Genomic DNA, 26,470 nt, shown 5'->3' with positions numbered 1-26,470 from the left:
GCAGCATCAACCTTGCCGTCTGTCATGCCACCGACACAAGAGCCCACTCCTTCGTCTCAGCCTGCCCTGGCTCCCGCGCCACAGTCACGCAGGCGCAGCCAGTTCGAGCGTGTCAGCACCGGCGAACTATGGGCCATTGTTCAGGCAGGCCGCTGGTTCCGCCTTCTTCCCGCAGAAATGACAGCCCACATGCAACTGCTGGCACAGCCACGACTGTTGGCAGCCGGCGAATGGCTGTTTCGTCGTGGAGATACCCCTTGCGGTCTCTATGCCGTTGCAAGAGGCTCTCTGTGTATCTCTGGCACAGCCGCCTTGCAGGAAAACACACGTACCGCCTTGCTGACTCTGGTCGAGCCTCCCAGCTGGCTGGGCGAGATTGCACTCTTTGATGCGGAGCCTCGCACACGCGATGCATACGCCAACACGGCTTGCGTGCTGCTTCACATCCCCCATGCACCGCTGCGGCAGTGGCTGGATGCCAATCCCCAGTACTGGCACTGCATGGCACTGCTGCTGACGCACAAGCTGCGCACCAGCTTGATTGCGCTGGAAGAGCAAACGGTGCTGCCAGCGCCCCAGCGCTTAATGTGCCGCCTGGTGCAAATGGCCATGGGCCACGAGCAATGGGCAGACCGTACGCGCACCCACCGCGAGCTGTCTGTCTCTCAAGAGCAGATCGCTCGCATGCTGGGCTTGTCGCGCCAGACCACCAACCAGATTCTGCAAGAGCTGCAGCAGGCCGGATGGCTGCAGCTGCGCCGTGGCAAGCTGGAAGTGCTGGATCTTCCCGCCCTCAAGGCTGCCGCCATCTCCGGGCAGATACGCTCCAGCTGCTAACCAGATAGAGGCTAGAGGCAACCACCTCACCGTTGACCTCAGCATCAACTGAGTCGGCCTGGACACTGCTGCTCTCCACACCGCCCCGCTGTCCACTTCTTGCTGGACAAGCCCTCCATCTCTTTGATAATCAGGAACAGACGCCGCCAAGTGCAGCGCCGCTTCTCCAACCATGACGGGCGACCAGGCCATGCACGCCATCGCCACAGTCCATCCCAACAACAGATACCCCATGCCCCTGCCCCCCAGTGCCAGCCGCACGCCTGTCCCCATTCACATGCGCGACGTCAAATACCGAGGCTATGCTCGTGAAGATGGCATGTGGGATGTGGAAGCCGAGTTGATCGACCAGAAAACCTATGACATCGAGCTGCACGGCGAGCGCAAAGTGCCTGCCGGCAAGCCGATTCACCATATGTGGATTCGCCTGACCATCGACGCTGAGATGGTCGTGCATGGCATCGAAGCCGCCATGGACGACCACCCACTGGGCCACTGCCCCGAGGCCACGAAGTCCATGCAGAAGATGCTGGGCTGCTGCATTGCCCGTGGCTGGCGCCGCGCTATCGCCGACAACCTGGGCGGCGTGGTGGGCTGCACGCACCTGCGCGAGCTGCTGTTCAACATGGCCACCCCCGCTTTTCACACCGTGCTCAATCAGTTCGACACCGATGACTCCGGCTTGCCGCCTCGCCACCTGGGTCAATGCCTGGGCTGGGACTTCAACGGGCCCGGCGTGGCTGAGTTCTACCCCGAGTTCAAAGACTGGAAGCCACTGACTCAACAAGCCTCAGCCCCCGCAAAAAACGCCTGAAACGCAGAGCCTGAAAGCGCAAAAAGCTATCAAATTTGATGAAGCACAACAAGCCCTTTCCGGCCCGGACATAGGGCTTGCGGCACAATCAAGTCATGGCAGAACGTGTGATTCCCTTGGTCGATGCACGCACCGCATCCCGCAGCGCAATCGTCCCCAACTCTCTGCAGCCGCCTACCGGGCTGCTGCAGGATCAGTGGGGACGGCCTTTGCGCGACCTGCGTATCAGCGTCACCGACCGCTGCAACTTCCGCTGCAACTACTGCATGCCCAAGGAAGTTTTCGATAAAAACTACCAATATCTGCCCCATCGCTCATTGCTGAGTTTTGAAGAGATCACGCGCCTGGCCCGCCTTTTTGTCCAGCATGGCGTGCGCAAGCTACGCCTGACGGGCGGTGAGCCGCTGCTGCGCAAAAACATCGAAACCCTGATTGCCCAGCTGGCCGAATTGCGCACTCCCGACGGCCAGCCACTGGATTTGACGCTGACGACCAATGCCTCGCTCCTGGCACGCAAGGCTCAGGCGCTCAAAGACGCGGGGCTGAACCGCGTCACCGTCAGTCTGGACGGGCTGGACGATGCGGTGTTCCGCCGCATGAACGATGTGGACTTTCCCGTCTCCGATGTACTGGCCGGCATTGAGGCCGCGCAAGCCGTGGGCCTGTCGCACATCAAAGTCAATATGGTGGTCAAACGCGGCACCAATGACGACCAGATTCTGCCCATGGCCCGTTACTTCCGCGGCACCGGCATTACGCTGCGTTTTATCGAATACATGGATGTGGGCGCCACCAACGGCTGGCGCATGGACGAGGTGCTGCCCTCCAGCGAGGTAATCGCCAGACTGCGCAGCGAGCTGCCACTGACCCCCCTGGCCCCCAGCTCTCGAGGAGAAACCGCCGTGCGCTGGGGCTATGCCAATGCCAGTGGCCAGCATGATCCGCAGCTCGGAGAGGTCGGCGTCATCAGCAGCGTAACTCAGGCTTTTTGCGGCGATTGCAACCGCGCCCGCCTGTCCACCGAGGGGCAGCTCTATCTATGCCTGTTTGCCAATCAGGGCTGGGACTTGCGCAGCCTGCTGCGCGGCGGTGCCAGCGATGCCGAAATTTCCTCTGCCATTGCCCCCATCTGGCAGCAGCGCGATGACCGCTATTCCCAGTTGCGCAGCGAGATGCCAGCCGATGCAAGCCCTGCCCAAAGTGGGCGCCGCATTGAGATGAGCTATATCGGCGGCTAATACATGGTGGCACATACCTTGATTCTCCCCGAACAGATCACCGGCTGCGTGCTCGCCGGCGGTCGCGGTGCGCGCATGGGCGGCGTGGACAAAGGGCTGCAAACCTTTCACGGCCAGGCATTGGCCTTGCATGCCCTGCAGCGTCTGGCCCCCCAGGTCGGCCCTTTGCTCATTAACGCCAACCGCAACGCCGAGCAATACGCAAAGCTAGGCCTTCCACTGGCCGCCAAGGTCTGCGCAGATGCTCTGCCTGACTACCCCGGCCCTCTGGCCGGCTTCATGGCAGGGCTTGTACACTGCCAGACAGAGTGGCTGCTCTGCGTGCCTTGCGACACTCCGCTTTTTCCGCTGGACTTGGCGGCACAGATGCTGGCTGCCCGGGGCCAAGCAGACATCGTGATTGCCCATGGCTGGGATAACGAGCGGGCCCTGCCCGGCCAGCCGCCCCAGTTGCGAGCCCAGCCCGTGTTTTGCCTGCTGCGCCAGCAGCTCGCCCCCAGCCTGGAGCACTTCATCACCAGCGGCGGACGCAAGATAGATGCCTGGACCCAGCAGCACGCCTGCGCTCATGCCGTGTTTGACCGCCCGGGCGATGCCCAGGCCTTCAGCAACGCCAACACATTGGGGCAATTGCATGAGCTGGAGCAAACTCTGAAGAGTCTTGCCTCCAATCCCCGCCCTTGAACACCCCCTTCGCCGGCACTGCCGGCCAAAAGTGTAAAGTGCCCTCACAGCCTCATGGCTGCATCTTGCCCTGAGGTTTTTTTATTTTTTGCTGTTATGACTGCGATTTTTCAACCTGCTGCCTCTCCCAGTACTCAGGCACTGACCACCGATCAAGTTCTGCAGCAGCTGCAAGCCCTGCTTGAGCCGCTGGGTCCGGTGGCCGAAGTAGAGACGTTGCCCCTGCCCGAGGCGCTGGACCGGGTTCTCGCCCATGACGTAATCTGCCCCGTCAACGTACCGCCCCATGACAACAGCGCCATGGATGGCTATGCCTTTGCCAGCAGCGAACTGACCCAGCCCACAAGCCAGCCGCTGACACTGCGCGTGGCCGGTACGGTGCTGGCTGGCTCGGCGTTTGAAGGCCAGCTTGCGGCAGGTGAGTGCGTGAAGATCATGACCGGCGCGCTCATGCCAGCGGGGCTGGACACGGTCGTGCCTTATGAAAAAGTCAGCGTCCTCGACAACGCCATACAACTGGACAGCAGCACCGTCAAAGCGGGCGCCAACCGCCGCTTGCGTGGTGAAGACCTTATGCAGGGTTCTGTGGCCTTGCAGGCCGGTCACCGGCTGACGCCCGCCGCTCTGGGCCTGCTGGCCAGCCTGGGGCTGGGTCAGGTCAGCGTGCGCCGTCGCCTGTCCGTGGCGTATTTTTCCACCGGCGACGAGTTGCTGAGCCCCGGTGCCGAGCCCCGCGAAGGCGCTATCTACGACAGCAACCGCTTCAGCCTGCAAGCACTGCTGCGCCGCCTGGGCGCCCATGTGCTGGATCTGGGCTCCGTCCCTGACGAGCCCGCCGCCCTGGAAGACCGGCTGCGCGAAGCCGCCACCCTGGCCGATGTGGTGCTGACCAGCGGCGGCATCAGCGTTGGCGAGGCAGACCATACGCGCGCCATGCTGCAGCGTCTTGGCACCGTTCAGTTCTGGCGCGTCGCCATGCGCCCCGGCCGTCCCCTGGCCGTAGGTCTGCTCAAGCCTGCAGGGGGCATATCCCTGGTCAAATCGGCCCCAATCCCCATCAAGACAAGCACGAGCAGCTCCCAAAATCAGAGTGCCCCCATCCCTACACAGCGCCCTGCCGTGCTGCTGGGCCTGCCCGGCAATCCCGTTGCTGCGATGGTGAGCTTTCTGATGTTTGTGCGCCCGGCCCTGGCCATACTCGCGGGAGAGCGCAGCAAGCCGGCCACACTGCTGCAGGTCGTCAGCAGCGAGCCCATGCGCAAGCGCACCGGCCGCACGGAATACCTGCGCGGCGTGCTGGAGCTCAATGCGCTGGGGCAGACCACCGTACGCACCACCGGCCCACAGGGCTCGGGCGTGCTCAGCTCCATGGTGGCTGCGGACTGCATCATCGTGCTGGACGATGCACGCGGCCATGTTCTGCCCGGCGAGACGGTCAACATCCTGCCTCTGCGAGGACTGATCTGAGGCCACGCTGCCTGCATCCTTATTCCACCCACTCAGGAAAACATTGCATGCCATACCAAGCCACCCACCGGGCAACCGAGCCCACCCGGCAGTCCATTGACGCGCTACAGGGCGTGAGCTTGCTGGAATTTGGCACGCCCTGGTGCGGCCACTGCCTGCGTGCCCAGCCGCTGCTGCAGTCTGCTCTGGCCGCATACCCTGACCTGGCCCACATCAAGGTGGAGGATGGCCCCGGCCGTGCGTTGGGGCGCAGCTATCGCGTCAAGCTCTGGCCCACACTGATTTTCCTGCGCGACGGCCAGGAAGTGGAGCGCCTGGTTCGCCCCGAATCCGAGGAAGCCATCCAGCAGGCTTTGCAGCGCCTGACCTCCTGACCACCCTGCCTCCTGAAAGTCAGCAGAGGTCTTCTGCGCAGAAGTCCAAGAAAGCACAAGCAAAAAAAAGGAGCATGTAGCGCCTGCTAGTCCTTGGTTTCAGATACAAAACAATCTGAAATTCAATACTGGCGAGCGCTACACGCTCCTTTTTTAATCAACATACACAGATACGGGATTCAGCCGTCTTTCAGCGCCAGCTCCACCCCCTTGTTGGCCAGTGCATCGGCACGCTCATTGCCGGGGTCTCCGGCATGGCCCTTGACCCAGCGCCAGTCGATACGGTGACCGCTGCCCTGCACCAGCGCATCGAGCTGCTTCCACAGCTCGGCATTCTTGACAGGCTCCTTGGAGGCCGTCTTCCAGCCCTTGGCCTTCCAGCCGTGAATCCACTCTGTAATGCCTTTGCGCACGTACTGGCTGTCCAGATACAGCACCACATCACAGGGGCGCTTGAGGGCCGATAGCGCCTGAATCACGGCCATCAGCTCCATACGGTTGTTGGTGGTACCCAGCTCGCCCCCAAACAATTCTTTCTGGGCCGTGCCGGCCTGCAGCAAGGCTCCCCAGCCACCGGGGCCAGGATTGCCTTTGCAGGCACCGTCGGTATAGATCACAACTTGATTCAATTTTTTTCCTTATTACGCCAGATCGTGTCCGGCGACTGCCTGCTGGTCACAGGAGCCTTGAGGCTTGCGGGCAGGCTGCGCTTGCGCCAATTCGGGCTCAGCAGCTTCATGCCTGGCACACGCTTGACGGCGACCACACAGTAGACCCCGCCCAGCACAGGCCAGCAGCGGTGGCCCAGGCCTTCCATGAATTGCCAGCGGCCCAGCCACTTTTCACTTTGAGTGGCAGGACGATAACAGCCAAATTGCACCGCTTCGATCTCAAAGCCCAGCAATCTGAGCCAATCGCGCAAACGCCAGTAGCCCACACCCAGTCTCAGATCGGGCAAATGGTCTGCACTGCGCTCCACACGCCTTTGCAGGCCCAGCAAACTGACCGGGTTCAAGCCACTGATCACCACACGCCCTTCGGGCACCAGCACGCGTGCGGCTTCGCGCAGTGCGGCATGGGGGTCGCTGCAGGCTTCAAGCGTGTGCGGCATCACCAGCAGGTCAAGGCTGGCTTCGGAAAATGGCAAAGCCTCGGCAGCCGTTCTGAAAGAAGGTGTCAGTGCTGGCGCCAAATCGGGGGCGCTTTTCGCGGGCGCTATCTGCGCCGCCATGCCTTCTGTCGCCGCTTGCGCTAAAGTGCCTGCTTTTGCATCCGGAACGGGCTCGATCTCGTCCAGAGCCAGCCAGCGATGGGGCATGCGGTTGCTTCGCAGGCCATGCAGCTTGGCCAGCCCCAGTTGCAGGGCGTGGTAGCCAAAGATGTCGGCCACAGCCTCATCCAGGCGTTGCTGCTCCCATTGCAGAAGATAGTGGCCGAGGGCCGAATCCGTCCAGTGATGCATCTCTATAATTTTGCAGCTCATGAACCTGTTGCCCATTCCCGCTTTTTCCGACAACTACATCTGGATGCTCCACGATGCAGAGCAGGCCATCGTCGTCGATCCGGGCCAGTCCGAGCCCGTTTTGCACGCATTGGCGCAGCGAGGCCTGAAACTGCAGGGCATTTTAGTCACCCACCATCACGCTGACCATGTGGGTGGCATCGACACCATCCGCGCGGCCACGGCAGCGCCCGTCTGGGGCCCTGCCTACGAAACCCTGCCCGAGCCTGTAACCCGTGTGCAAGGCGGCGACAGCGTGGATCTGCTGGGCGGGCCCTGGCAGGTCATCGATGTGCCCGGCCACACCAGCGGCCACATCGCTTTTTTCAGTGCTCAGGCGCAAAGCCAGCCCGTGCTGTTTTGCGGGGACACGCTTTTTTCTGGCGGCTGCGGCCGCCTTTTTGAAGGCACGCCAGCGCAGATGCAGGCCTCGCTGGACGCACTGGCAGCCCTTCCCGGCAGCACACTGGTGTGCTGCGCACACGAATACACCCTCTCCAACCTGCATTTTGCGCAGGCTGTGGAACCAAACAACCTGGAACTGGCTCAGTATCTGCAGCATTGCCAGCAATTGCGCGAGCGCGACTTGCCCACGCTTCCGTCCACGCTGCAAACCGAGCTGGCCATCAACCCCTTCATGCGTACACGTGCTGCCGATGTCATCGCGGCAGCCGTAAAGCATGACTCTCAGACCCGGCCCGAGGAGCCCGCCAGCGTGCTTGCCTCTTTGCGCCAATGGAAAAACGCTTTCTGATGAAACTGCTCTCCACCCTGCTGCTCACCAGCGTACTGATTCTGACTGGCTGCGCCACCACCAGCAGCGTTGACCCCATGTATCCCGATGGCCCGCTCAAACCGCTGGGCAAAGGCAAAGTCGGCAACTCCGAAGTTGCTGAACTTGAAGCCACGGGCGATCTCTGGATGCGTATTCGCAAGGGCTTCGCCATGCCCGATCTGGAGCAGGACCTGGTGCAAAACCATGAGCAGTGGTATGCCACGCGCCCCGAATACATCCAGCGCATGACGGAGCGATCGAGCAAATATCTGTTCCACATCGTTGAGGAGCTGGAGCGCCGGAATATGCCAACCGAGCTGGCCCTGCTGCCTTTTATCGAGAGCGCATTCAACCCGCAAGCAGTCTCCAGTGCCAAGGCCGCCGGCATGTGGCAGTTCATGCCTGCCACGGGCACTTATTTCGACCTCAAGCAAAACGCATTCCGCGATGACCGCCGCGACGTGCTGGCCTCAACCCGCGCTGCGCTCGACTATCTCCAAAAGCTCTACAACATGTTTGGCGACTGGCACCTGGCACTGGCCGCCTACAACTGGGGCGAAGGCAGCGTGGGACGCGCCATCAAGCGCAATGAAAAGCTGGGCCAAGCCACGGGCTACCTGGACCTGCAGATGCCAGCGGAAACACGCAACTACGTGCCCAAGCTGCAGGCTGTGAAAAACATTGTGGCAGCCCCGGAGAAGTTCAACGCCGAGCTTCCGATCATTGAGAACCACCCCTACTTCCAGGCTGTGGAAATTCCCCACGACATCGACGTGGAACTGGTCGCCAAGCTGGCCGATGTCAGCGTCAAAGACTTCAAGGCCCTGAACCCAAGCTTTCATAAGCCCGTGATCTTTGCGCGCGCCACCCCCCAGGTGCTGCTGCCCTGGGACAACGCCAAGGTCTTTCGTCGCAATCTCAAGGCCTACAACGAAGGACAATTTGCCAGCTGGACCGTCTGGACCGTACCCACCACCATCACCGTGGCCGAAGCTGCCCAGCGCGTGGGCCTGAGCGAGGGTGATCTGCGCTCCATCAACAATATTCCTCCACGCATGCTGATCAAGGCCGGATCTGCGCTGATGGTGCCGCGTGATGCCAATGTCAAGGGCGATGTCCCTGGCCATGTGGCGGACAACGGTCAGATCTCCTTTGCCCCCGAAGTCGTGACCGTTCGCACCACGGTGAGAGCACGCAAGCGCGACACGCTGGTCAGCGTGGCCAGGCGCTACGGCGTCAGCGTCTCCAATCTTGCAGACTGGAACGACCTCAAGTCCACAGCGTCGCTACGCGCCGGTCAGACGTTGATTGCCTATCTCCCGCGCACGGCCCGCAGTGCGCGCGCCGAAGCCAGCGGCGGCAAGCGAGGTAACAGCAAAGTCTCCACCAGCAGCCGCAGCAACGCCAAAGCCAGTAGCACCGCCCGTGGCGGCAAAAGCGCGCCCAAGCCTCGCGGCGGAAACCCTGCCAAAAAGCGCAAGTAAGCGTTCCTATCAAAAAGCCCGCAGGCCAAAAACCTGCGGGCTTTTTTCATCGAAGCATGAATTTGATAGTTGTATGCGCTTTACAGACGAGCGCTCAAGCTCGATTGGACGGTTTTTTTAACGTCTATCCACCAAGGCATGGGCAATTGTTCCCAGGTCCACATACTCCAGCTCGCTGCCAATGGGCACTCCGCGTGCCAGGCGCGTCACCAGAATGCCGCGGGACTTCAAGGCTTCGCTGACCGCATGGGCCGTAGCTTCCCCCTCCACCGTGAAACTGGTCGCCAAGATGACCTCCTGCACCACCCCGTCGCAGGCACGCTCCAGCAACTGCTTCATTCCAATCTCTTTGGGCCCCACTCCATCCAGCGGCGACAGGCGCCCCATCAGCACGTAGTAATAGCCTTGATAGGCCCCTGTGCGCTCCATCGCTGCCAGATCGGCCGGAGCCTCCACAACACACAAGCGCGCACCATCGCGCCCCGCATCGTCACAAATGCTGCAAATGTGCCCTTCGGTAAACGTATGGCAGCGCTGGCAGTGGTGCACGGAATTGACCGCAGAATCCAGCGCCCGCGCCAGCTGCAAGGCTCCTGCCTGATCGCGCTGGAGCAAATGAAACGCCATGCGCTGGGCAGACTTGATGCCCACACCCGGCAGCTTGCGCAGCGCCTCGATCAAGGCATCCAGAGATTGCATGTCCGACACAGCTTGTCCTTTCACTCACCAGAAAAAAAGCGATCTGCCACTGCGCAGATCGCCTGTCCATTGAGCGCATGTGGAAGTTTCACTCTGCACTCAAAGCGGTCAACACGAGCCAGTGAAGCGCAGCTTCACGTTTGAGACGAGGCACGTGGTCGCAGACAGCACCAGAGGTGCGGCAAGACCATGCAACGAAGTATCAAGGCTTGTATTGGCTGCCGTTAAAAGGGGAATTTCATGCCACCGGGCAGGCCTGGCATACCGGCGGTGATCTTGCCCATCTTCTCGCTGGAGGTCTCTTCAGCCTTGCGCACTGCAGCGTTGAAAGCTGCGGCCACCAGGTCTTCCAGCATGTCCTTGTCTTCGGCCAGCAGGCTGGGGTCGATAGTGATGCGCTTGACGTCGTGCTTGCAGGTCATCACCACCTTGACCAGACCCGCACCGGACTCGCCTTCAACTTCGATGTTGCCCAGTTCATCCTGGGCCTTCTTCAGGTTGTCCTGCATGGCCTGAGCTTGCTTCATCAAACCGGCGAGTTGTCCTTTGTTGAACATGAGAATTCCTTCTTTTGTTGAAACGCCTTATTCAGGCTGAATAGATATGGGTTTAATGCTGCCAGGCACGATTTTCGCGCCGAAGTCCCGCATCAATGCTTGTACCTGTGGGTTGCTTTTGACAATGTCCTCGGCCAGCAACTGACTGGCTTGCCGCTCAAGCGCCAGGCGCCGCGCGGGAGTATCTGTCACAGGCCCCAACTCCACCTGCAATTGTCGCGCATGGCCGGCCGCTTCCAGCGCTGCCCGCAAACGATCACGTGTGCCCATTTGGTTGAGCGAGCTGGATTCCACGCGCAAACACCACAAATCACCATCTCGCGCCACCAGTTGCGACTGCAGCGCCAGCTGCCGTGCAACTGCCACTACGGCTTCGCTCGCCAGCAGCTCCTGCACCACACCAAACCACAAGTCTCCCTCGGGCGTGCGCTCCACCGGTGCGGCATTCTGCGCCGTGCTGGCATAGCCGCCAGAGACTTCTGGAGCGGCAGCTTCATCGGCCTCCATGGGTGGCTGGGCGTGCACGGGCAAGCCCACGTCCACCTCGGCATCATCGCTCCAACGCCCATCGTCGCCCCAGCCTTCCTCAGGCATGCCTGCCCAAGCACCTTCATCCGGACCTGAAGCGTCCGAAACGGACTCATCGGTGGATTCATCAACATCAGGGCCATTGGCATCAGCTTCAGCTGGCAACTGCGACACTGCCGCAGGCTCTGGAACAACCGCCTCTTCAGGCTTGTTCTCTCCTGCAGGAATGGGTACAGCGGCTGCCTGATTCACTATGGATTCAGAAGCACTTTTCACAGGCTTCACCTGCTTGGCAGCCACTGGAGACTCCAGATTTGCAGCAGTCTCGATCAATGGCTTGGACTTGGAGTCCAGCTGAGCCACCGATTCCGCTGGAGTATTCTTTGCAGGTTCAGCCGAGGTCCGCACAATCGTTGCCGCCCCCTGCACAGCTGCAGGAGCAGCAATCACCGGCCGATTAGGCCTCAGCGCTGGAGTTTTTTTTTCAGCCGTGCCGGCTTCGGCGTTTTCTGGCTTGAAGGCCAGCAGCCGCAGCAGCGCCATGGTCAGCGCAGCGTACTCATCCGGAGCCAGGCCCAGCTCCGTACGCCCATGCAAAGCGATGCTATAGAGCAACTGTGTTTCGTCGCGCGGCATCAGGCTGGCTAGGCGGTCCACTTCAGCCGCTTCCGGGTCGCTGTCATCCAGTGGCATGTCAGGCACGGCCTGCAAAACGGCCATGCGCTGCAGCACATTGCACATCTCTTCCAAGGTTGAGGCTGCAGACAAGCCGTTATGACGCAGCTCTTCCGAGGTCTCCACCACCGTGCGGCCATCGCCTTGCGCCAGCGCATCGATGAGGCGAAACACATGGCTGCGATCCACACTGCCCAGCATCTGGCGCACCGTCGCCTCCTGCAACTGGCCGCTGCCAAAGGCAATTGCCTGATCGGTCAGACTCAGCGCATCGCGCATGGAGCCACGTGCGGCGCGTGACAGCAGGCGCAAAGCCTGGGGCTCGGCAGGCACGCTTTCCTTGTCCAGCACATGAGTCAGGTGCTCAAGCACCGTGTCTGGGGCCATTGGTCTCAAGTTGAACTGCAGGCAGCGCGAGAGCACCGTGACCGGGACTTTTTGCGGGTCAGTCGTGGCCAGCACAAACTTCAGATATTCAGGAGGCTCTTCCAGCGTCTTGAGCATGGCGTTGAACGCCGTGTTCGTCAGCATGTGCACCTCGTCGATCATGAAGACTTTGAAGCGCCCCTGAACTGGCTTGTACACAGCCTGCTCTAGCAAACTCTGCACCTCGTCTACGCCGCGATTGGAAGCAGCGTCCAATTCGGTGTAATCGGGGAACCGACCGCTATCAATTTCAGTGCATGCAGCACATACCCCGCAAGGATTTGCGGTGATTCCACCATTGCCATCAACCCCTTGGCAATTGAGCGACTTGGCCAGAATGCGCGATACCGTGGTCTTACCTACGCCACGCGTGCCCGTGAACAGATAGGCATGGTGCAGGCGCTGCTGCGTCAAGGCATTGGTCAGGGCCTGAACCACGTGCTCCTGCCCCACCATTTCGGAGAAGGTACGGGGCCGGTATTTACGAGCAAGCACTAAATAAGACATAGTCTCTGATTCTACGGGGCCGGGGCCTGCCAGGAAGGCTGCTCATGAAATCTCATTTCCTGTGTCACAAGACTGTGTCACTTTTGCATCTATAATCGGGAGCGACGGGCCTCCTCGCATGGGGAAGCAGCCAACCGGGTCAGGTGGGGAACCAAGCAGCCCTAACTGTGAAACCAGTGCCGAGATCAGGCTCGTCACCTTTAGCTGGAAACCTTCTTATCAAGCAAGAAGGCATCTTCCCAAAAGGCTCTCCAAACTTCATACCCCAACAGAAAACATGCAGAGCGCATGATTTCTCGCTCCTGATCGCCTGCATTTCTCCACCCAGGAGAACACATTTGGAGCTTCTGCTCTGCCACTGCAACGATGCGAATATAAGATCGCAAGGCTTGTATTCACTCTACAGTTCATGACGTTCCCAATTAAGCACTCCTCGGAGGCATTGCTTTTGAACTGCTCGCTATCTATTTACTAGCTCCAATGGCCAGCAGCATTCTCAGGCGACTCAAGCAGCAATGAGTGCGCGCTCAATTCCTTACCCACCTTTATTACCTGCTTTGCGATTGAAATAGCTCTCTGGGGTCTCATCCAGCTTTGTTTGCCAAAACCTTTCGACTGCAGGTCAGCACTGGCCCAGCACACCTGAGCGGCGCTATCGCAGCAACATTTGGCACCAAAATCTCTCAGCTCTTCTGAGTAAGAAAAAGGGCCGCATAAAGCAGCCCTCTAATCCTCTCCTGCAACCCGCAAAAGATGCCAAGCACACACTTTAGACAGGAATCCCCACTAGGTCGTGACCCTGCGTGCCCACGATGCGCACGTTGATCAGCTCGCCCACCTTGTAGGTCTTGCTGGCCTTTTCAGGCGGCTGGATATGCACCACGCCATCAATCTCAGGCGCGTCGGCATAGGTACGGCCCACGCCGCCCTTTTTGCCCAGGCCCACGGCCTTATCGACCAGCACCTTCATGACCTGGCCCACGCGGCGCTGCAGGCGCTTGGTGGAGACTTCTTCGGCCACGGCCATGAAACGGGCGCGGCGCTCTTCACGCACTTCCTCGGCCAGCATACCGGGCAGTTCGTTGGCAGTGGCACCTTCGACCGGGCTGTAGGCAAAGCAGCCCGCGCGGTCGATTTCGGCTTCGCGGATGAAGTTGAGCAGGTGCTCAAACTCTTCTTCAGTCTCACCCGGGAAGCCGGCGATGAAGGTGGAACGGATCACCAGCTCGGGGCAGATCTTGCGCCATTCGCGGATGCGGTCGAGGTTCTTTTCGCCGCTGGCCGGGCGCTTCATGCGCTTGAGCACGTCTGGGTGGCTGTGCTGCAGCGGCACGTCGAGGTAAGGTAGGATCTTGCCTTCAGCCATCAGCGGCAGGATGTTATCCACCGTGGGGTACGGGTACACATAGTGCAGACGCACCCAGGCACCGTGCTGCTTGGCCAGGTTGCCCAGCTCTTCGGTCAGCTCCAGCATGCGGGTCTTGACGGGCTTGCCGTCCCAAAAGCCAGTGCGGTACTTCACATCCACGCCATAGGCCGAGGTGTCCTGGCTGATGACCAGCAGTTCTTTGACGCCGCCTTCAAACAGTGCCTTGGCTTCTTTCAACACATCGCCAATCGGGCGCGACACCAGATCGCCGCGCATACTCGGAATGATGCAGAAGGTGCAGCGGTGGTTGCAGCCTTCGGAAATCTTCAGATACGCATAGTGCTTAGGCGTGAGCTTGATGCCCGCATCGCCAAAGCTGCCGGGCACCAGGTCCACAAACGGATCGTGGGGTTTGGGCAAGTGGGTGTGCACTGCATCCATCACCTCTTGCGTGGCGTGGGGGCCGGTCACGGCCAGCACGCTGGGGTGCACCTCGGCCACCATGGTGGCGCCGCCCTCTTTGCCGGCCTTGGCACCCAGGCAGCCAGTGACAATCACCTTGCCGTTGGCGGCCAGTGCCTCGCCAATGGTGTCCAGGCTTTCCTTGACGGCGTCGTCGATAAAGCCGCAGGTGTTGACGATGACCAGATCCGCGCCTTCAAAGGTCTTGGAGGTCTGGTAGCCCTCGGCGCTCAGCTGCGTCAGGATCAGCTCGCTGTCGGTGAGTGCCTTGGGACACCCGAGTGATACCATACCTATACGGGGAATTTGATCTTTCTGGGAAATGGTTTCAGTCATGGGGCAATCTGCAAAAAATGGGTTGGTGTATAGCTATTTGCGGTTCTCAGACCCAAGGCAATCAACTGGTGGCAGCACTGACCGCCAGTTGGCCTATGCAGCGAAGTGGGCAGCCGAAAACGGCCTGGAACTAGATACCGGTCTGTCTTTAAGAGATGAAGGCCTATCTGCCTACCATCAGCAGCACATCAAATCTGGGGCATTAGGAGTCTTCCTCAGAGCCGTAGAGGACGGTCGTGTCCCGATGGGATCCGTGCTAATAGTTGAGGGCCTTGACCGCTTATCTCGCGCAGAGCCACTACAGGCTCAGGCACAACTAGGTCAGATTGTAAATGCGGGCATCACAGTGGTCACCGCCAGCGACGGGAAGACCTACAGCCGACAGCGGCTGAAAGAAAACCCCATGGACTTGGTCTACAGCTTGCTGGTAATGATTCGTGCGCACGAGGAAAGCGACACCAAAAGCAAGCGAGTCAAGGCCAGCATCAGGCGACTATGCGAAAACTGGATTGCGGGTACTTACACAGGACGCATCAGACAAGGGAAAGATCCGCACTGGCTCAGAGAGACTGAGCATGGCTGGGAGTTCATCCCCGAACGCGAAGCAGCAGTCCGTCGCGTGCTTGCGATGTACCAAGACGGCATGGGTGGCTTAAAAATCATGGAAGTGCTGGAGCAAGAAGGCATACGACTGCTCCCCAACGGACTCAACAACAGCCAGCAGGTTTATCGCCTCATCAAACAACACGCACTGATGGGGAGCAAAGAAGTCAGCGTCGATGGCGAGCTCTACTTACTGCCCAACTACTATCCAGCCCTACTTTCACAGGAAGAGTGGAACGAGTTGCAACGCCTGGCCGCAGAGAACGGGCGCCGGCGCGTAAAAGGAGATCTGCCTCACGTTATCACCGGAATTGGCATCACCACCTGCGGATACTGCGGCCGCCCGATGGCCGGCCAGAACCTAGCAACCAAGCCGCGCCTGCCTGATGGGCGCATTCGCGACGGATACAGACGCTTGCTTTGCGCGTCTGCTGCAGCCTACGGAGGCGGCTGCCCTGTGCCCGGCTCTACCAGCGTGGCCCCAGTAGAGCGAGCCATCATGTCCTACTGCTCTGACATAATCAATCTGCAAGCTCTGCATGGAGCTGATCGCACCGAAGGCCCTCGTAAACGCTTGCACGCTGCAAAACAACACGTAGATGAGCTGCAAGACCAGCTAAACAAACTGACAGACGCGATGCTGGCCACCGCCAGCGAGGGCGCCCCATTAGTTTTCGCTCGCCGTGCACGTCAAGTGGAGGCTGATCTGGATCTGGCAGAAAAGGCCGTCACACAGGCTGAACGGGAGATTGCAGCTTTAGCCCGCAACAACCTCGACGGCGCAGATGTAATGTGGCGCGAGCTTGCCGCCGGCGTGGAAGCCCAAGACGCCCCCTCTCGCCTCAAAGCCCGCCAGCTGGTGGCTGACAGCTTCGAGCGCATCGTTGTCTATCACCACGGCATCAGACCTGATCACACGCCAAAATCGCGCGACTATGAGATTGACCTGATGCTGGTTGGCAAAGGCGGTACTTCGCGTTGGCTGAGAGTGGACAAAGCTGGCAACTGGGTGGATGGCGAACAGTTCGCGCTTGGATAACGCCTGCTACTGAAGTCGATCAATTAAATTTCGATCAACCTCCACCTGCCCTTTCAGGGCGTTGACTTGGGCGTCCCGGCGCTCGACCAATCCGACAAGCTGGCCAACCACGCCCGCGCCTTCCCCAGCAAGGGCTGCGAGTCGCTGGTGTTGATCTGCGATATCTCGGCAGGCAGCGGCGTCACCGGCAAGCTGGGCGTTACGGGTGGCGGCGTTGCGGATATCGTGCTGCAGGCCTGCAATGCGGGCAGCATCAGCAGTGCGGCCAGCCTCCAGAGTTGCGAGCTTTTGCGTGTAGTCATGGGTGTTGTCCTGTTGTGCGGCTGCGTGGGTGACTACGGCAGCCGCTTTCTTTTCTGTAGCTACTTGCGCTTTCTGCGCATGCATTTGAGCCTGTTTCGACTGTGAACTCTCCGCACGGGCTACGCGGCCATCAGCCCGCCAGCCATTGACGACCCAGCCCGCGGCAAAGGCCAGCAGCAGCAGCAAGCCCATGCTCAGCGATGAGGCGCGGCTGCTCATGCCAGCCCCGCTTCACACAGCTGACGCTCGGCAGCGCGGCGTTTGATGAGGCCGGGCAGCTGCTTGCCACCGGCATAAGTCCAGCGGCTTAGCTCGGCACACGCGCCATCGATGTCGCCCGCATTGGCCTTGCGCACCAGCGTGCTGCTGCAAAACGCGCCCTCGCCCACGTTGAATGCAAAGCTCACAAAGGCGGCGCGCTGGCCGTCGGTCAGCGGCTGGCTGATGCAGCTCAGTGCATCGGCGTGCTTGGCCAGGTCTTTGTAGAGCATGTCTTCGCACTGCTGGCGGGTGTAGGTCTGGCCCATCTTGAGCTCGGGGCCGGTGTGGCCCGTGCAGGCGGTGATGATGCCCACGGGGTCACGGTAGCTGCGCAGCACCGTGCCTTCGTACTTTTGCACCAGCGGCACGGCCAGCACGACGGCTGCGCCGCCAATGGTGGCAATGAGTTTTTCTTTCCAGTTCATCGGCTTGTACCTCCTTTGATGGCCGTCCAGAAGCCCACGCAGGCTCCGCCCAGCATGACGATGGCGGCCAGCGGCTTGGCCACCTTGCCCACCCAGTTCAGCACCTTGAAGGCGCCTTTCATGGCCGAAAAAAACTCCAGCATCTCTGCAAGTTGTTGATTTCGCTCCTGCAGCTGCTGTGTGACTGCTTTCAGATCACGCTCAATCGATGCCATGCGTTCACTCCCCTTATCCAGGCGTTCATTGATCTGCTGCCGCGTGACCGCTGGCAGCTCATCCCCGTAGTCGTCCATTCCTCTCTCCTGTTCTCTTGGGCTTATCTGTTGGGCTTTCAGACTTCAATCAGCACATAGGGCATGGCGGGCGCGGGGCCAGTGACGGCACCGCCTTGCACATAGACGCGCACGCCATTGGCCGCGCCCAGCGGGTTGCGTACGCGCAGCTGGCCCGCACCGCCTTCGAGCGTGATCTGGGCAGTGCCGTCGGCAAACACGGCGCTGATCTGCCCGGTCATGACGGGGGCTTCGGGCAGCAGGGCCTTGAGACGCTTGTAGAGGTTGGTGCTCATGCAGCCACCCTTTCGACGGTGACCTGCTGGCGAACCTTGGGCAGCGATGCGCTGACACTGACGCCGCGCACCAGGCCGCGCCAGGTGCCATCGGTGTCGGCCACTTCCAGCAGCTGGCCGGGGTTCAAGATGCCAGGGTTGGTGCCACCCGTGAGCACGGGCATGCTGATGCTGTGCTGCAACTTGTTGCCGCTGGCGGCCAGCGCCCAGCTGCCGCGCATGCGGGCAGCGTCGGCATGGGTGATGAGGTCGTCCTGAATCTGCGGAGCCAGCTTGTCACGCGCACTGAGGCTGCGCACCACATGACCCAGCACGCCGCCCACGCTGCCGCCGGTCACATAGATGGCGTTATATTCCGCACGCGGATCGGGGCGCAGTTCATCGGTGACGATGACGGCTGCCGGCATTTGCACATCGGGCACAGCCGCGCCCCACTCCCAAGGCAGCACCGGGTAGCGCGGCGCAACGATGAGCTGCTCTGCCGTGCGGTGGCTGCGCACCACAGCGTTGACCGATTCGGCCACGCGCAGCACCGCCTGCAGAGGCGTGCCCTGAAAACTCCAGGCACCGGCGGGCACCTGCCAGTCGGCAATCTGCCAGTCCAGACTGACGCCCGAGTGCTCGAGCGCGGCCACGGCCAGTTGCTGGGCCGTAGCGTCGGCGCTGGCCAGCCAGTTTTGCTGCGGCATGTAGGGCGCGCCCAGCATGGCGGTGACGCTGACGCCCTGCACAGCCACGCGGCGGCGATCAAACGCGCGGCTGCGCGCCGTGCTGGTGACCGCAAACACAAACTGCATGCCGTCAATGCCCACCTGCAGCCGTGGCGGCAGCCCACCCACGGGGGCGAGCTGATCGAGCAGATGCTCAGGGCCATTGGCAGACAGGCTCCAGCAGTAGCTGTCGTCGTCGGCGGCAATGGTGACGTCAGTGAGCACTACGGGCTCAAGGCTTGGCAGCAGATGCGCCGTGAGGTGGTGAACTTGCATATAGACGGGCAGCAGGGGAATGACGTATTGCGGCGTGGGCTGCGGCTCTGGGTCGCTGCCCTTGCAGCAGATAAAAACCAGACGGCTATCGGCAGACCATGGCTGCCGGAACACCAGCGCCGCAGGCAGGCCGGGCACATAGCAGCGATCTGCATCAGGGTCTGGCTTGGGGCGCCACTGGCCGGGGCCGGGCTTGATGGCTTGCTGCAAACGCCCGCGCCAGTCCACCCGAACCGGGATGCCCTGCGCAAGTTGCACGAGCAACCTCGAAGACATGGGCTGGCCTTGCTGGAAGGTGCTGGCGAGCTGGCCACGGCGGCGCAACGCTTGCTCAAAACCCTGCAGCATATCGAAGCGCAACGGGGTAGCGTCCTGCAGGCGATCACCCGCGCTGCTGCGCAGGCGCTGGCCTTGCTGCATGCTTTGGCGAATGGAGGCTCTAACAGCGGCTGCGTCCTGCACACAGCCCTGCTCTGCTGACGCCAGGCGCTGCGCCTGCTGCCAGAGCTGCTGCACCTGACTGGCCACTTTGCGGGCGTCTTGCAAAAGAGCGGTCACGCCCGCCTGCAAAGGCTGGGCCTGCTGCCAGATGACCTGCGCACCAGCCCGCGCTGGCAGTCCGTCCTGAATGCAATCGGCCGCAGCGCCCACGACCGGGCGGCTGACGTTCACATTCCAGCCCAGCTGCAGCGCACCGCGCAGGCCCAGGGTAATGCGCCCTGCCGCCCGCACGCGAGCCAGCGCAGCCACACGCACCGAGCCGCGCAGCCCGGTGATACGACCTGCGGCCGTGACGGTGTAGCGCTCTTGCGGCACATCGCCGCCAGCGCCAAACACCAGCGGCACGGGGTTGCCGGTGCTGTGGCGTTGCTGGTCAAAGACAAGAGGAACGGCTGCCATGCTGTGCTTTCTGCTCTCTCGCCCTAGCCCAATGCCGTGCCCGACAGCGTGATCAGGCCGCCCGCGTAGAACATGGGTGAGTCGTCACCCTCCGCCGTCTTGCCGCCCGCCACCTGAAAGCAGCCTCTGTGGTCAGCATCGGTCACACCGCCGTCGGCTAGCACCGCCCCATCAGCCGCCACCAGCTCGCCCCAGCGAGGGATGCCGCTTTGCAGCACCATGACACCCTCGCCAGTCGCAGGCATCAGATCGAGCAGGCCATCGACGGTGATCAGCCCACAGGGCTTGGCCAGGGGGATTTCTGCCATGGGGGCGGCGGGCGTGCCGAGGTCGTCAGGGCGTGCCGTGGCGTACAGACGAACCAAAGCATTGCCCGTACCCGCATCCAAGCGGGTGAGCGTGGCCTGCAGTTGCGCCCTGGCCAGCGCCGAGCTGACGCGCCATTCGTTGACTACGGGGGCGCTCATGGCATGACCTCGGGCACCAGGTTGTTGGCCACAACGGAGCGGAACTGCAACTCGTGATCCCAGGCGATCACATCGTATTCGTAGCGACCGCTGATCTCGGTGAACTCATAGCTGCCGTCGGCCTTGCTCCAAGTCTCTCGAACCAGGTATCCGTCCTTGCTGCGATGCAGGCGTACCCGACACCGTAACGGGGTATGGGCTGGGTCCGCATTGCGGCTTACTATGCCGTAGATGCGGTGACTGCCGCCGAACTCGATGTCAAGGCCAACTGCTGCTCGGTGTCCTGACGTTGCAAAATCCGGCATCACAGAAGATGCTCCGGTGCTTGCATACGATGTTGGCGTGAGGGTTCGGCTAGAGCTGTCCCAACGCTCCGCCAAAATGAAGTCGGTGGTGTACTTTGCAGCAGACGTAAAAATCACATCCGATACTGCGAATGACCCCAGCGAAATCTGTGCATTCTTGGTACAACCTATCCGCAAAGGCCATGCATTGCCCCCACCTACCGGGGACGTCGCCCGAGCAGCTGTGTGCACGAGACGCCCGTCGACAAAGAGACGCAGACTCGCACCTTGAATGGAAATTGCAATGTGCGTCAGTCGACCGCGTTTTACGACCCCGGCAGAAGTTCGAACAAAGTTCTGAGTGCCCGACCAGTAGTAAAAGATCAGACTGTCATCCGTGCTGGGGCCAAAAGACCAATACACAATGCCTGGCGCTGATTCACCGCAATACACCATCAGTGGCAGGCCTGCGTCTCCAGTAGGCGGAGCTTCATAAAGAATGGTTGCTTCGACGGTGATATCGCTGCCGGTCCAATTCATAAACGGTGCAACCGTTGAAGCGAGGCTGACAGAAGCGGAGCCCTGCACCCTCAGCATAGGCACACCACCCCGGTTGATATCTGTCTGTATCGATGCCCCAGATGGGAGCGTCCAGGAGCCGCCAGTAACCCCGTCTTGCACCGCATCTCCCGTCATACAGGAGACTGCCCCGGCGCGTGGATCTCGTACACAGAACGGTAAAATCTGCGTTAGTGCGGATATCCCTCGCAGACCTCGAACATCACGCACCAACACCCATACGCCGCCCATAAATGCAAAGACGGTCAGCGCTGAAAGATCGCCGCCTGCGATGCGCATGCCATCAACTTCCACCGCAGTGGAGAACTCCCATTGCACAAAAAAACCACTGCTTTTCACATCAGAAGCTGCAAAAACCACCGTAGAGCCTGGCGAGTCTTGGGCAATGCTCGATAGCGACCCAGATGAGGGGTGATGGCTGGAAGAAATGATGGCAGCCGTATCAATACGTATGGATGCTGAGTACAGCTGCAAGGCATTGATCGTCAAGTCACCGCCATCCCAGGGTGATAGCGCAGCGACGCGCCAGAGCTTGGCTTGCATCAGCGCCCCCAGGGACCAGAAATATCTACAAACACAGTGCCGAAAGATGCTCCTGTCGGCGACCCAACCCGTAACGCGAGCAGCTTGCGAGCCGCAAAATCGTCTGTCCCATCAACAAGAGCACCTGTGCTGAAATTTGCGGCAAGGTCTTGCACGGGGTGTACAACTCCTGGAACCGTGCCACGCATGGCTGACTGAGCAAACAGCTCCAACGAACCCATCATCAGCCCATTGTTGGCTCCGTTTGGATATGCCCCCCACGCATACCCACCATTGCCCGCATAGACATCCGCCGTCGTGCCCGTGTGATGCGAACCAATGCGTTGAGCGGCCAGGGAGCCACCGATTCCGTTGTGTGACCGAGCCAGATAGGCACCACCTCTGGCACTGCGGTGGCTGAACCCACAGCACGCATCGGGTATGCCCACCGAAGCGGTCTGGTCAGACTGGTTTCCTGTGATCAGAAATCCCCAGGCGTCCCCAGACTTCAAGCTGGCAATATCACCCGCATGCACGAGAGTCAATTTGCCGTTGCCCTGAGGATCTATCGCCAGAAAAAATCCTCGCGTGTCGCCACACAGATACCAAGAGCGCGCCAAGGCACTGGCTGCGCCACTCTTGGGCCAGAACAAACCGCCAGGGAGCTGGGCTTCAAGAGGTATGGCCGCCACACCATTGTCGACATCAGACATCGCCTCATAGCCCCGAACACGCGCGTTCGTGGTGCCTGCGTCGTCAACACGCAGATACATTCGAGTGCCTGCGGGCGACTGGCTGCGATACACCGCCTTGTTGCTCCCGGCAAAGACTTTCTCCCAGCCCAGCGGGGCGATCTTGAAACTGATGGAGCCTGTGACTGGGCCATCAGGTAGATTCGTCTTGAACTCCACCCAGCTGTTGCTGACGGCCGTGATTCTTTGTTCGCCGTTGAGCGCGGCAAGCGAGGCCCCGGCCACCAGGATGACTGCGTGCAGCTCGGCGGCGCTCTTGCCACTGGCAAAGCTCAGGCGGCAGACGCCATTGCCGACAGTGGCGCTGTCCACCGCTTTGACACCAAAGCCATCCACCAAGCATGCATCCAGAGTTGCAATCAATGCCCCCACTGCTCCCGAGACAACTGGCGCTCCAGCCATCGCCGAGTAAAAGTGCTTGACCGAGGTATCCACAACAGAAGTCATTGCTTTAAGTCCTTGTATTTATTGGATGAGCTATTCAAGGGCGATCAATATCGCCGCGCGTCAGAATGCTGAATCGGTAGTCGGTACCCGCCGCCTCGCTGGGCTGCACGCACATCACCACCGCCATAGGCTGCATGGCGCCCACGGTGTTGATACGCAGGCAGTTGCCTGCCGCCCAGCCGCCGCCCCAGCCCACGGCCTTGAGCGTGAAGTACGGCACACCGGGCAGCGTGTCGGTCCTAGTGCTGGGATTGATGGGCGCAATGTCGGCCGCGATGGGGAAGCTGCCTAGGTTGCCCACATGCTCGCCAATCACTTCCACGGTGGTGGTGTTGGTGAACTTGAGAATCCAGCGCTCGGTGATTGCACCTGCATTGGTGACTACTACGGGGTAGTCGGTATCGTTGTATTGCGCTGGGGCGCTGTTGCCTGTCACGGAATCAGCCCACGTCACGCCATCCCAGTTGGCCTGGTCAAACATCAGGCTGTTGCGCGCTCGCAGGGTGTTGACGTACAGGGCACTGCTGACCACGCTGCCCACAGGGAAGTCATGGGTCAGAGCTTTGGTCAGAGTCAGCGTGCCGTTGATCTGCACGTCCGAGACGCGGGCCATTTCTTCAATGCGATGAAAGACCTGAACGGGCTGAGACCAGTCCGTCACATCGCTGATGGTGACAAGACCGGCATCCAGATCCACGCTCCAGCCCTGCTGCACCTTGGCGCCGTTAGCATCCACAATCCAGACACGGGACAGACGCTGGCGGGCGCAGTCTATGGTCTGACCATTGGTCAGCACCGCCTTGGGCAGCTGGCCGGTGTGACCCACAACCACGTAGTAGCCCACGCGAAACACCGGCACACGCCCATCGGACGGCAGGCGCACCGGATCCATGCCGATGATGTCGGCATCAAGCGGCAGGTAGATATAGGTCACGCTGTTAAAGCGCAGCGTGGTGGGATCGACCGGGTGCGGCTTCCAGATCTTGCCGGCCTGCACAGCACCGATGTCTGCCGCGTCAAACCACCATTCGGCACGCTCGGCGTCCGTGAGCGTTGCCGCATCTACAAAGGCGCCAAACTGCAGCTCCGTCACGCCGGTCTGGTAGTCCATGCGGCCCCGGCTATTGCCGCTGTTGAAGTAGCCATCACCATCAGCCGTAAGTGTGATGGCGTTGCCAGCAGCATCGGCCAGGTTCAGCGTCAGGCCGTTGACCGCCACTGGTGCGCTCGGCGTGCGAAAAAACAGGCTGCCCGTGGTCCAGCTCTTGCGCGTGGTCCACAGGCTCTGCAACGCAAGAAGCTCTGCAGGTTGGCTGGTGCCGTAGTCGCTCAGGTAGGCGATGCCGGCTTCATAGTCCATGCGCCCCGCCACTACGCCGGCACTGGTGCCACTGCGGTCGCGGATGATGTCGCCGTCCACATCGATGTAGCTGTGGCCCATCCAGCTGAACTGGACCGAGCCCGGCACGACGTACTGCGCCGTGTAGGGGCACAGGTCGATACTGACCGCCTCTGGCTTCCAGCTTTGCACCGCTGTCAAAGCGCTGGCAAAGCCTTCTGCATAGGTGACCTGCAGCGTGCTGGCCGCCAGGATCTGCTCCGAGACCGCCACGTTGACGTTCGCACCGCCCTTCTGGCTGTTGCTGTAGTTGGCCGAGCCGCCCAGGATGGTGGAGGTCTCGAAGACTTCTGAGCGCTCATAGTCACTCTGGTAGCCCTCGGTGCTGCTGTCCAGGTCGATCAGCTTGGCCGTGATGGACTTGCCCGCATAGTTGACCGTGCCACGAGCGCCCAGCGAGCCCTGGCCGTCGTCGGTCAGCGTGTGGAATGTCAGCTCCTGCGTCTTGCTGCTGGCCGTGGTGGTGCGGGTGTAGCTGGCTTTCTGGTCCACGCCATTGGGCGTGCCGTAGATGCGCACGGTGGGCATATAGCCCGCGCCTTCGATGTTGGCGGGGCTGAAGCGGCCACTGCGATCCTTGGAGTACTCGGCCCCGATCAGCAGGCCCTCGCCCTTGTTGGCCGAGGCCCCCGTGCTGCTGCCGCCGCTGCTGGCCGTGACATTGCGCACCGTCACCCATTCCAGCTTGACGCTGCCTGCAGCCGGGACAGAGTCCAGCGCAATGGTGGCGTAGCCTGCTGCATCGGGGCTGGCCGTCACATTCTTGGTGACCAGCGTGGCGTGCTGATACTCGATGGAGAACTCACCCAGCGCATCGATCCACACGCCCGGCTTGGGCTTGATCAGCAGCTTGCCTGCGGCGTAGTTGACCTCGCCCATGGCATCGCCCTGCAGCACGCCATTGCTGTCGGTGGCCGTCTTGAGCACGCCGCCGCTCTCCCACTTCACCGTGAGGGTGCCCGCCTTGATGCATTCGTGATCGAGCTGCAGCAGATACTCGGGCTGGCGTACCTGCAGCAAGCTGCTGCTGCGGTTCACAAAACCGGTGGTCTCGCCCCACTGGATGATGATGGAGCTGCCCACATCGGGCAGTGCAGGCAGGGTCAAGGCCAGATTACCGTTGGCATAGTTCACGGTACCGGCGGCATCGCCCTGCAGCTTGCCTGCGCCGTCATCGGTCGCTGTGTACCAGGTGCCCAGCACCATGAAGCTGATGGCCACCGTGCCAGGGCTGGGAAAGGGCCGCAGGATGCTGGTCCAGCTGTAGCCCCGGTTTTCCTGGCCGACCTTGAAGCGCTTGGTGTGCGGCGCCACAGCCACAGTCACTTCACGCGGGCCGCTGGCCAGCGTCAGCGTACGCATCGCTGCCGGGCGCTGGTCCAGGTTGATGGTTTCCGTGCGGCTGTTGGGCACCAACTGGGTGTAGATGCTGGCGACCTTGACCTGGCGCTTGGTGTCGCCCAGTGCATAGGGCTGCACCATCTCGGCGCCGCCGTAGAACTGCATGGCATCGGCCACCGTGGTGTCGCGCACGCGGGCGGCATTGGCCTCACGGCTGAAGGTGCGGTTGGGCTCGCTGCCGGTAAACGCTGCGCCCAGCTTGTCGCTGATCTCGCAGGTGGTCACCAGCGCCGGATAGTCCACGGGCGTGCCACCAGACATGAAAGTGAAGATGCGCTCTTCGGTTTCGGTACGCGTGATGCGCACGTATTGAAACTTCTCGCCCGACTGACCTTCGTTTTGAATCAGCAGCAAGGTGCGGCCAATGGGCGGTGCACTGGTGCCAGGCCGATGAAACAGCTGGATATTGCGCTGATTGAACACATGGTTGCCCAGCAGAATGCCGTTCCACTCAATACCGGCAATCAGATAGTTGGCAATGGCCTGGGCAATCTGCTTGCGCGTGTGAAAGAAGTCGCAGGCCGCAATGGTGATGCTGATATTGGGATCATTGGGCAACTGATCCACGATGATGTTGGCATCCAGCAGCGGCTCGGTGTCGGGGGTGTGCACCTTGGTAAACACCTGGCGAATGCTGACCTTGCCGCCGGCGCGGGCGATCTCGGTCACATCGTCAAAAATCTGGTTGCTCTGGTTCCACTCGATCACTTTGCCCGTGGGGCCGCCACCGCCCTCGTCCACATCGGCCATGACCTTGGATGCCAGCAGCTGGATATCGCCATCCTGAATTGCCATTGTTCT

24 protein-coding genes and 1 other RNA gene are annotated in these 26,470 nt (G+C 61.0%); 10 read left to right on the top strand and 15 right to left on the bottom strand.

From position 1 onward, the window contains the following. Nucleotides 1-24: 24 nt before the first annotated feature. The 6 genes from AC2I9W_RS15865 (at nucleotide 25) to AC2I9W_RS15840 (ending at nucleotide 5,414) form a co-directional block, all read left to right on the top strand. Nucleotides 25-837 (top strand): Crp/Fnr family transcriptional regulator, encoded by an 813-nt coding sequence (locus AC2I9W_RS15865; RefSeq protein ID WP_486410890.1) that lies wholly within the window; start codon nucleotides 25-27, stop codon nucleotides 835-837. A 232-nt stretch (nucleotides 838-1,069) separates the two neighbouring features. Beyond that, nucleotides 1,070-1,651 (top strand): DUF2889 domain-containing protein, encoded by a 582-nt coding sequence (locus AC2I9W_RS15860; protein WP_486410889.1) that lies wholly within the window; start codon nucleotides 1,070-1,072, stop codon nucleotides 1,649-1,651. Between the two features lie 95 nt (nucleotides 1,652-1,746). Next, nucleotides 1,747-2,889: a GTP 3',8-cyclase MoaA gene (gene moaA / locus AC2I9W_RS15855; protein ID WP_486410888.1), complete on the top strand. Its 1,143-nt coding sequence runs from the start codon at nucleotides 1,747-1,749 to the stop codon at nucleotides 2,887-2,889. 3 nt (nucleotides 2,890-2,892) lie between these two features. Beyond that, nucleotides 2,893-3,573 carry a molybdenum cofactor guanylyltransferase MobA gene (gene mobA / locus AC2I9W_RS15850; RefSeq protein WP_486410887.1) on the top strand — a complete coding sequence of 227 codons (681 nt, stop codon included), beginning with the start codon at nucleotides 2,893-2,895 and terminating at the stop codon, nucleotides 3,571-3,573. A gap of 96 nt (nucleotides 3,574-3,669) precedes the next feature. After that, nucleotides 3,670-5,040 (top strand): molybdopterin molybdotransferase MoeA, encoded by a 1,371-nt coding sequence (gene moeA, locus AC2I9W_RS15845; protein WP_486410886.1) that lies wholly within the window; start codon nucleotides 3,670-3,672, stop codon nucleotides 5,038-5,040. Nucleotides 5,041-5,087: 47 nt separating this feature from the next. Beyond that, nucleotides 5,088-5,414 (top strand): thioredoxin family protein, encoded by a 327-nt coding sequence (locus AC2I9W_RS15840; protein WP_486410885.1) that lies wholly within the window; start codon nucleotides 5,088-5,090, stop codon nucleotides 5,412-5,414. 179 nt (nucleotides 5,415-5,593) lie between these two features. Here the strand turns inward: AC2I9W_RS15840 and rnhA are convergent, their stop codons facing one another. After that, nucleotides 5,594-6,043 (bottom strand): ribonuclease HI, encoded by a 450-nt coding sequence (gene rnhA, locus AC2I9W_RS15835; RefSeq protein ID WP_486410884.1) that lies wholly within the window; start codon nucleotides 6,041-6,043, stop codon nucleotides 5,594-5,596. Further along, nucleotides 6,040-6,876, bottom strand: coding sequence for a class I SAM-dependent methyltransferase (locus AC2I9W_RS15830; RefSeq protein WP_486410922.1), 837 nt, complete (start codon nucleotides 6,874-6,876; stop codon nucleotides 6,040-6,042). The genes rnhA and AC2I9W_RS15830 overlap by 4 nt, the downstream gene beginning before the upstream one ends. 19 nt (nucleotides 6,877-6,895) lie before the next feature. On the opposite strand from AC2I9W_RS15830, the gene gloB reads away from it, so the two are divergent. Both gloB and AC2I9W_RS15820 read left to right on the top strand, forming a co-directional pair. Next, nucleotides 6,896-7,669 (top strand): hydroxyacylglutathione hydrolase, encoded by a 774-nt coding sequence (gene gloB, locus AC2I9W_RS15825; protein ID WP_486410883.1) that lies wholly within the window; start codon nucleotides 6,896-6,898, stop codon nucleotides 7,667-7,669. Continuing rightward, nucleotides 7,669-9,174, top strand: a complete 1,506-nt coding sequence (locus AC2I9W_RS15820; RefSeq protein ID WP_486410882.1) for a transglycosylase SLT domain-containing protein — start codon at nucleotides 7,669-7,671, stop codon at nucleotides 9,172-9,174. Before gloB ends, AC2I9W_RS15820 begins: the two co-directional genes overlap by 1 nt. 117 nt (nucleotides 9,175-9,291) lie before the next feature. Here AC2I9W_RS15820 and recR read toward each other — a convergent pair whose 3' ends face one another. The 3 genes from recR to dnaX form a co-directional block, all read right to left on the bottom strand. Further along, on the bottom strand, nucleotides 9,292-9,882 hold the full coding sequence (gene recR, locus AC2I9W_RS15815) for a recombination mediator RecR (RefSeq protein WP_486410881.1): 591 nt from the start codon (nucleotides 9,880-9,882) through the stop codon (nucleotides 9,292-9,294). 215 nt (nucleotides 9,883-10,097) lie between these two features. Next, nucleotides 10,098-10,430, bottom strand: coding sequence for a YbaB/EbfC family nucleoid-associated protein (locus AC2I9W_RS15810; protein WP_158392060.1), 333 nt, complete (start codon nucleotides 10,428-10,430; stop codon nucleotides 10,098-10,100). Nucleotides 10,431-10,457: 27 nt separating this feature from the next. After that, nucleotides 10,458-12,566 (bottom strand): DNA polymerase III subunit gamma/tau, encoded by a 2,109-nt coding sequence (gene dnaX, locus AC2I9W_RS15805; RefSeq protein ID WP_486410880.1) that lies wholly within the window; start codon nucleotides 12,564-12,566, stop codon nucleotides 10,458-10,460. Nucleotides 12,567-12,669: 103 nt separating this feature from the next. Here dnaX and ffs point away from each other — a divergent pair. Continuing rightward, nucleotides 12,670-12,765: signal recognition particle sRNA small type (ffs, locus tag AC2I9W_RS15800), an RNA gene on the top strand. Between the two features lie 570 nt (nucleotides 12,766-13,335). Here ffs and rimO read toward each other — a convergent pair. Beyond that, the gene (gene rimO / locus AC2I9W_RS15795; protein ID WP_486410879.1) at nucleotides 13,336-14,733 is read right to left on the bottom strand and encodes a 30S ribosomal protein S12 methylthiotransferase RimO; all 1,398 of its coding nucleotides are present in this window, start codon (nucleotides 14,731-14,733) and stop codon (nucleotides 13,336-13,338) included. Between rimO and AC2I9W_RS15790 the strand changes: the two genes are divergently transcribed. After that, nucleotides 14,732-16,375: a recombinase family protein gene (locus tag AC2I9W_RS15790; protein ID WP_486410878.1), complete on the top strand. Its 1,644-nt coding sequence runs from the start codon at nucleotides 14,732-14,734 to the stop codon at nucleotides 16,373-16,375. The two genes, rimO and AC2I9W_RS15790, sit on opposite strands and share 2 nt — an antisense overlap. Nucleotides 16,376-16,381: 6 nt before the next feature. On the opposite strand, the gene AC2I9W_RS15785 is transcribed toward AC2I9W_RS15790, so the two are convergent. The 9 genes from AC2I9W_RS15785 to AC2I9W_RS15745 are packed head-to-tail and all read right to left on the bottom strand — an operon-like array spanning nucleotide 16,382 to nucleotide 26,464. Then, entirely contained in the window at nucleotides 16,382-16,897 is a 516-nt protein-coding gene (locus AC2I9W_RS15785) for a hypothetical protein (protein ID WP_486410877.1), read from the bottom strand. Next, nucleotides 16,894-17,364, bottom strand: a complete 471-nt coding sequence (locus tag AC2I9W_RS15780) for a lysozyme (protein ID WP_486410876.1) — start codon at nucleotides 17,362-17,364, stop codon at nucleotides 16,894-16,896. The genes AC2I9W_RS15785 and AC2I9W_RS15780 overlap by 4 nt, the downstream gene beginning before the upstream one ends. Beyond that, nucleotides 17,361-17,657, bottom strand: a complete 297-nt coding sequence (locus tag AC2I9W_RS15775; RefSeq protein ID WP_486410875.1) for a hypothetical protein — start codon at nucleotides 17,655-17,657, stop codon at nucleotides 17,361-17,363. The genes AC2I9W_RS15780 and AC2I9W_RS15775 overlap by 4 nt, the downstream gene beginning before the upstream one ends. 38 nt (nucleotides 17,658-17,695) lie before the next feature. Beyond that, nucleotides 17,696-17,932, bottom strand: a complete 237-nt coding sequence (locus AC2I9W_RS15770; protein WP_486410874.1) for a hypothetical protein — start codon at nucleotides 17,930-17,932, stop codon at nucleotides 17,696-17,698. Next, on the bottom strand, nucleotides 17,929-19,818 hold the full coding sequence (locus AC2I9W_RS15765; protein WP_486410873.1) for a hypothetical protein: 1,890 nt from the start codon (nucleotides 19,816-19,818) through the stop codon (nucleotides 17,929-17,931). Before AC2I9W_RS15765 ends, AC2I9W_RS15770 begins: the two co-directional genes overlap by 4 nt. Nucleotides 19,819-19,841: 23 nt before the next feature. Continuing rightward, on the bottom strand, nucleotides 19,842-20,285 hold the full coding sequence (locus AC2I9W_RS15760; protein WP_486410872.1) for a hypothetical protein: 444 nt from the start codon (nucleotides 20,283-20,285) through the stop codon (nucleotides 19,842-19,844). Next, on the bottom strand, nucleotides 20,282-21,691 hold the full coding sequence (locus AC2I9W_RS15755) for a LamG-like jellyroll fold domain-containing protein (protein WP_486410871.1): 1,410 nt from the start codon (nucleotides 21,689-21,691) through the stop codon (nucleotides 20,282-20,284). Before AC2I9W_RS15755 ends, AC2I9W_RS15760 begins: the two co-directional genes overlap by 4 nt. Beyond that, nucleotides 21,691-22,869 (bottom strand): hypothetical protein, encoded by a 1,179-nt coding sequence (locus AC2I9W_RS15750; protein ID WP_486410870.1) that lies wholly within the window; start codon nucleotides 22,867-22,869, stop codon nucleotides 21,691-21,693. Before AC2I9W_RS15750 ends, AC2I9W_RS15755 begins: the two co-directional genes overlap by 1 nt. Nucleotides 22,870-22,903: 34 nt before the next feature. Further along, nucleotides 22,904-26,464: a hypothetical protein gene (locus tag AC2I9W_RS15745; RefSeq protein WP_486410869.1), complete on the bottom strand. Its 3,561-nt coding sequence runs from the start codon at nucleotides 26,462-26,464 to the stop codon at nucleotides 22,904-22,906. Nucleotides 26,465-26,470 lie beyond the last annotated feature (6 nt).

The organism is Comamonas sp. FUJ_7 (assembly GCF_057369555.1).
This window is presented reverse-complemented; position numbering and strand designations above follow the sequence as displayed.

Bases quoted from the DNA above. Each gene is read 5' to 3' on its own strand.
- AC2I9W_RS15745 (WP_486410869.1), bottom strand. From the start codon at position 26,464: ATGGCAATTCAGGATGGCGATATCCAGCTGCTGGCATCCAAGGTCATG.
- AC2I9W_RS15830 (WP_486410922.1), bottom strand. From the start codon at position 6,876: ATGCATCACTGGACGGATTCGGCCCTCGGCCACTATCTTCTGCAATGG.
- moeA (WP_486410886.1), top strand. From the start codon at position 3,670: ATGACTGCGATTTTTCAACCTGCTGCCTCTCCCAGTACTCAGGCACTG.
- gloB (WP_486410883.1), top strand. From the start codon at position 6,896: ATGAACCTGTTGCCCATTCCCGCTTTTTCCGACAACTACATCTGGATG.
- mobA (WP_486410887.1), top strand. From the start codon at position 2,893: ATGGTGGCACATACCTTGATTCTCCCCGAACAGATCACCGGCTGCGTG.
- AC2I9W_RS15865 (WP_486410890.1), top strand. From the start codon at position 25: ATGCCACCGACACAAGAGCCCACTCCTTCGTCTCAGCCTGCCCTGGCT.
- AC2I9W_RS15810 (WP_158392060.1), bottom strand. From the start codon at position 10,430: ATGTTCAACAAAGGACAACTCGCCGGTTTGATGAAGCAAGCTCAGGCC.
- AC2I9W_RS15750 (WP_486410870.1), bottom strand. From the start codon at position 22,869: ATGACTTCTGTTGTGGATACCTCGGTCAAGCACTTTTACTCGGCGATG.
- AC2I9W_RS15785 (WP_486410877.1), bottom strand. From the start codon at position 16,897: ATGAGCAGCCGCGCCTCATCGCTGAGCATGGGCTTGCTGCTGCTGCTG.
- AC2I9W_RS15790 (WP_486410878.1), top strand. From the start codon at position 14,732: ATGGGGCAATCTGCAAAAAATGGGTTGGTGTATAGCTATTTGCGGTTC.
- AC2I9W_RS15860 (WP_486410889.1), top strand. From the start codon at position 1,070: ATGCCCCTGCCCCCCAGTGCCAGCCGCACGCCTGTCCCCATTCACATG.
- AC2I9W_RS15770 (WP_486410874.1), bottom strand. From the start codon at position 17,932: ATGAGCACCAACCTCTACAAGCGTCTCAAGGCCCTGCTGCCCGAAGCC.
- AC2I9W_RS15840 (WP_486410885.1), top strand. From the start codon at position 5,088: ATGCCATACCAAGCCACCCACCGGGCAACCGAGCCCACCCGGCAGTCC.
- dnaX (WP_486410880.1), bottom strand. From the start codon at position 12,566: ATGTCTTATTTAGTGCTTGCTCGTAAATACCGGCCCCGTACCTTCTCC.
- moaA (WP_486410888.1), top strand. From the start codon at position 1,747: ATGGCAGAACGTGTGATTCCCTTGGTCGATGCACGCACCGCATCCCGC.
- AC2I9W_RS15755 (WP_486410871.1), bottom strand. From the start codon at position 21,691: ATGCAAGCCAAGCTCTGGCGCGTCGCTGCGCTATCACCCTGGGATGGC.
- rimO (WP_486410879.1), bottom strand. From the start codon at position 14,733: ATGACTGAAACCATTTCCCAGAAAGATCAAATTCCCCGTATAGGTATG.
- AC2I9W_RS15765 (WP_486410873.1), bottom strand. From the start codon at position 19,818: ATGGCAGCCGTTCCTCTTGTCTTTGACCAGCAACGCCACAGCACCGGC.
- AC2I9W_RS15775 (WP_486410875.1), bottom strand. From the start codon at position 17,657: ATGGACGACTACGGGGATGAGCTGCCAGCGGTCACGCGGCAGCAGATC.
- AC2I9W_RS15820 (WP_486410882.1), top strand. From the start codon at position 7,669: ATGAAACTGCTCTCCACCCTGCTGCTCACCAGCGTACTGATTCTGACT.
- AC2I9W_RS15780 (WP_486410876.1), bottom strand. From the start codon at position 17,364: ATGAACTGGAAAGAAAAACTCATTGCCACCATTGGCGGCGCAGCCGTC.
- AC2I9W_RS15760 (WP_486410872.1), bottom strand. From the start codon at position 20,285: ATGAGCGCCCCCGTAGTCAACGAATGGCGCGTCAGCTCGGCGCTGGCC.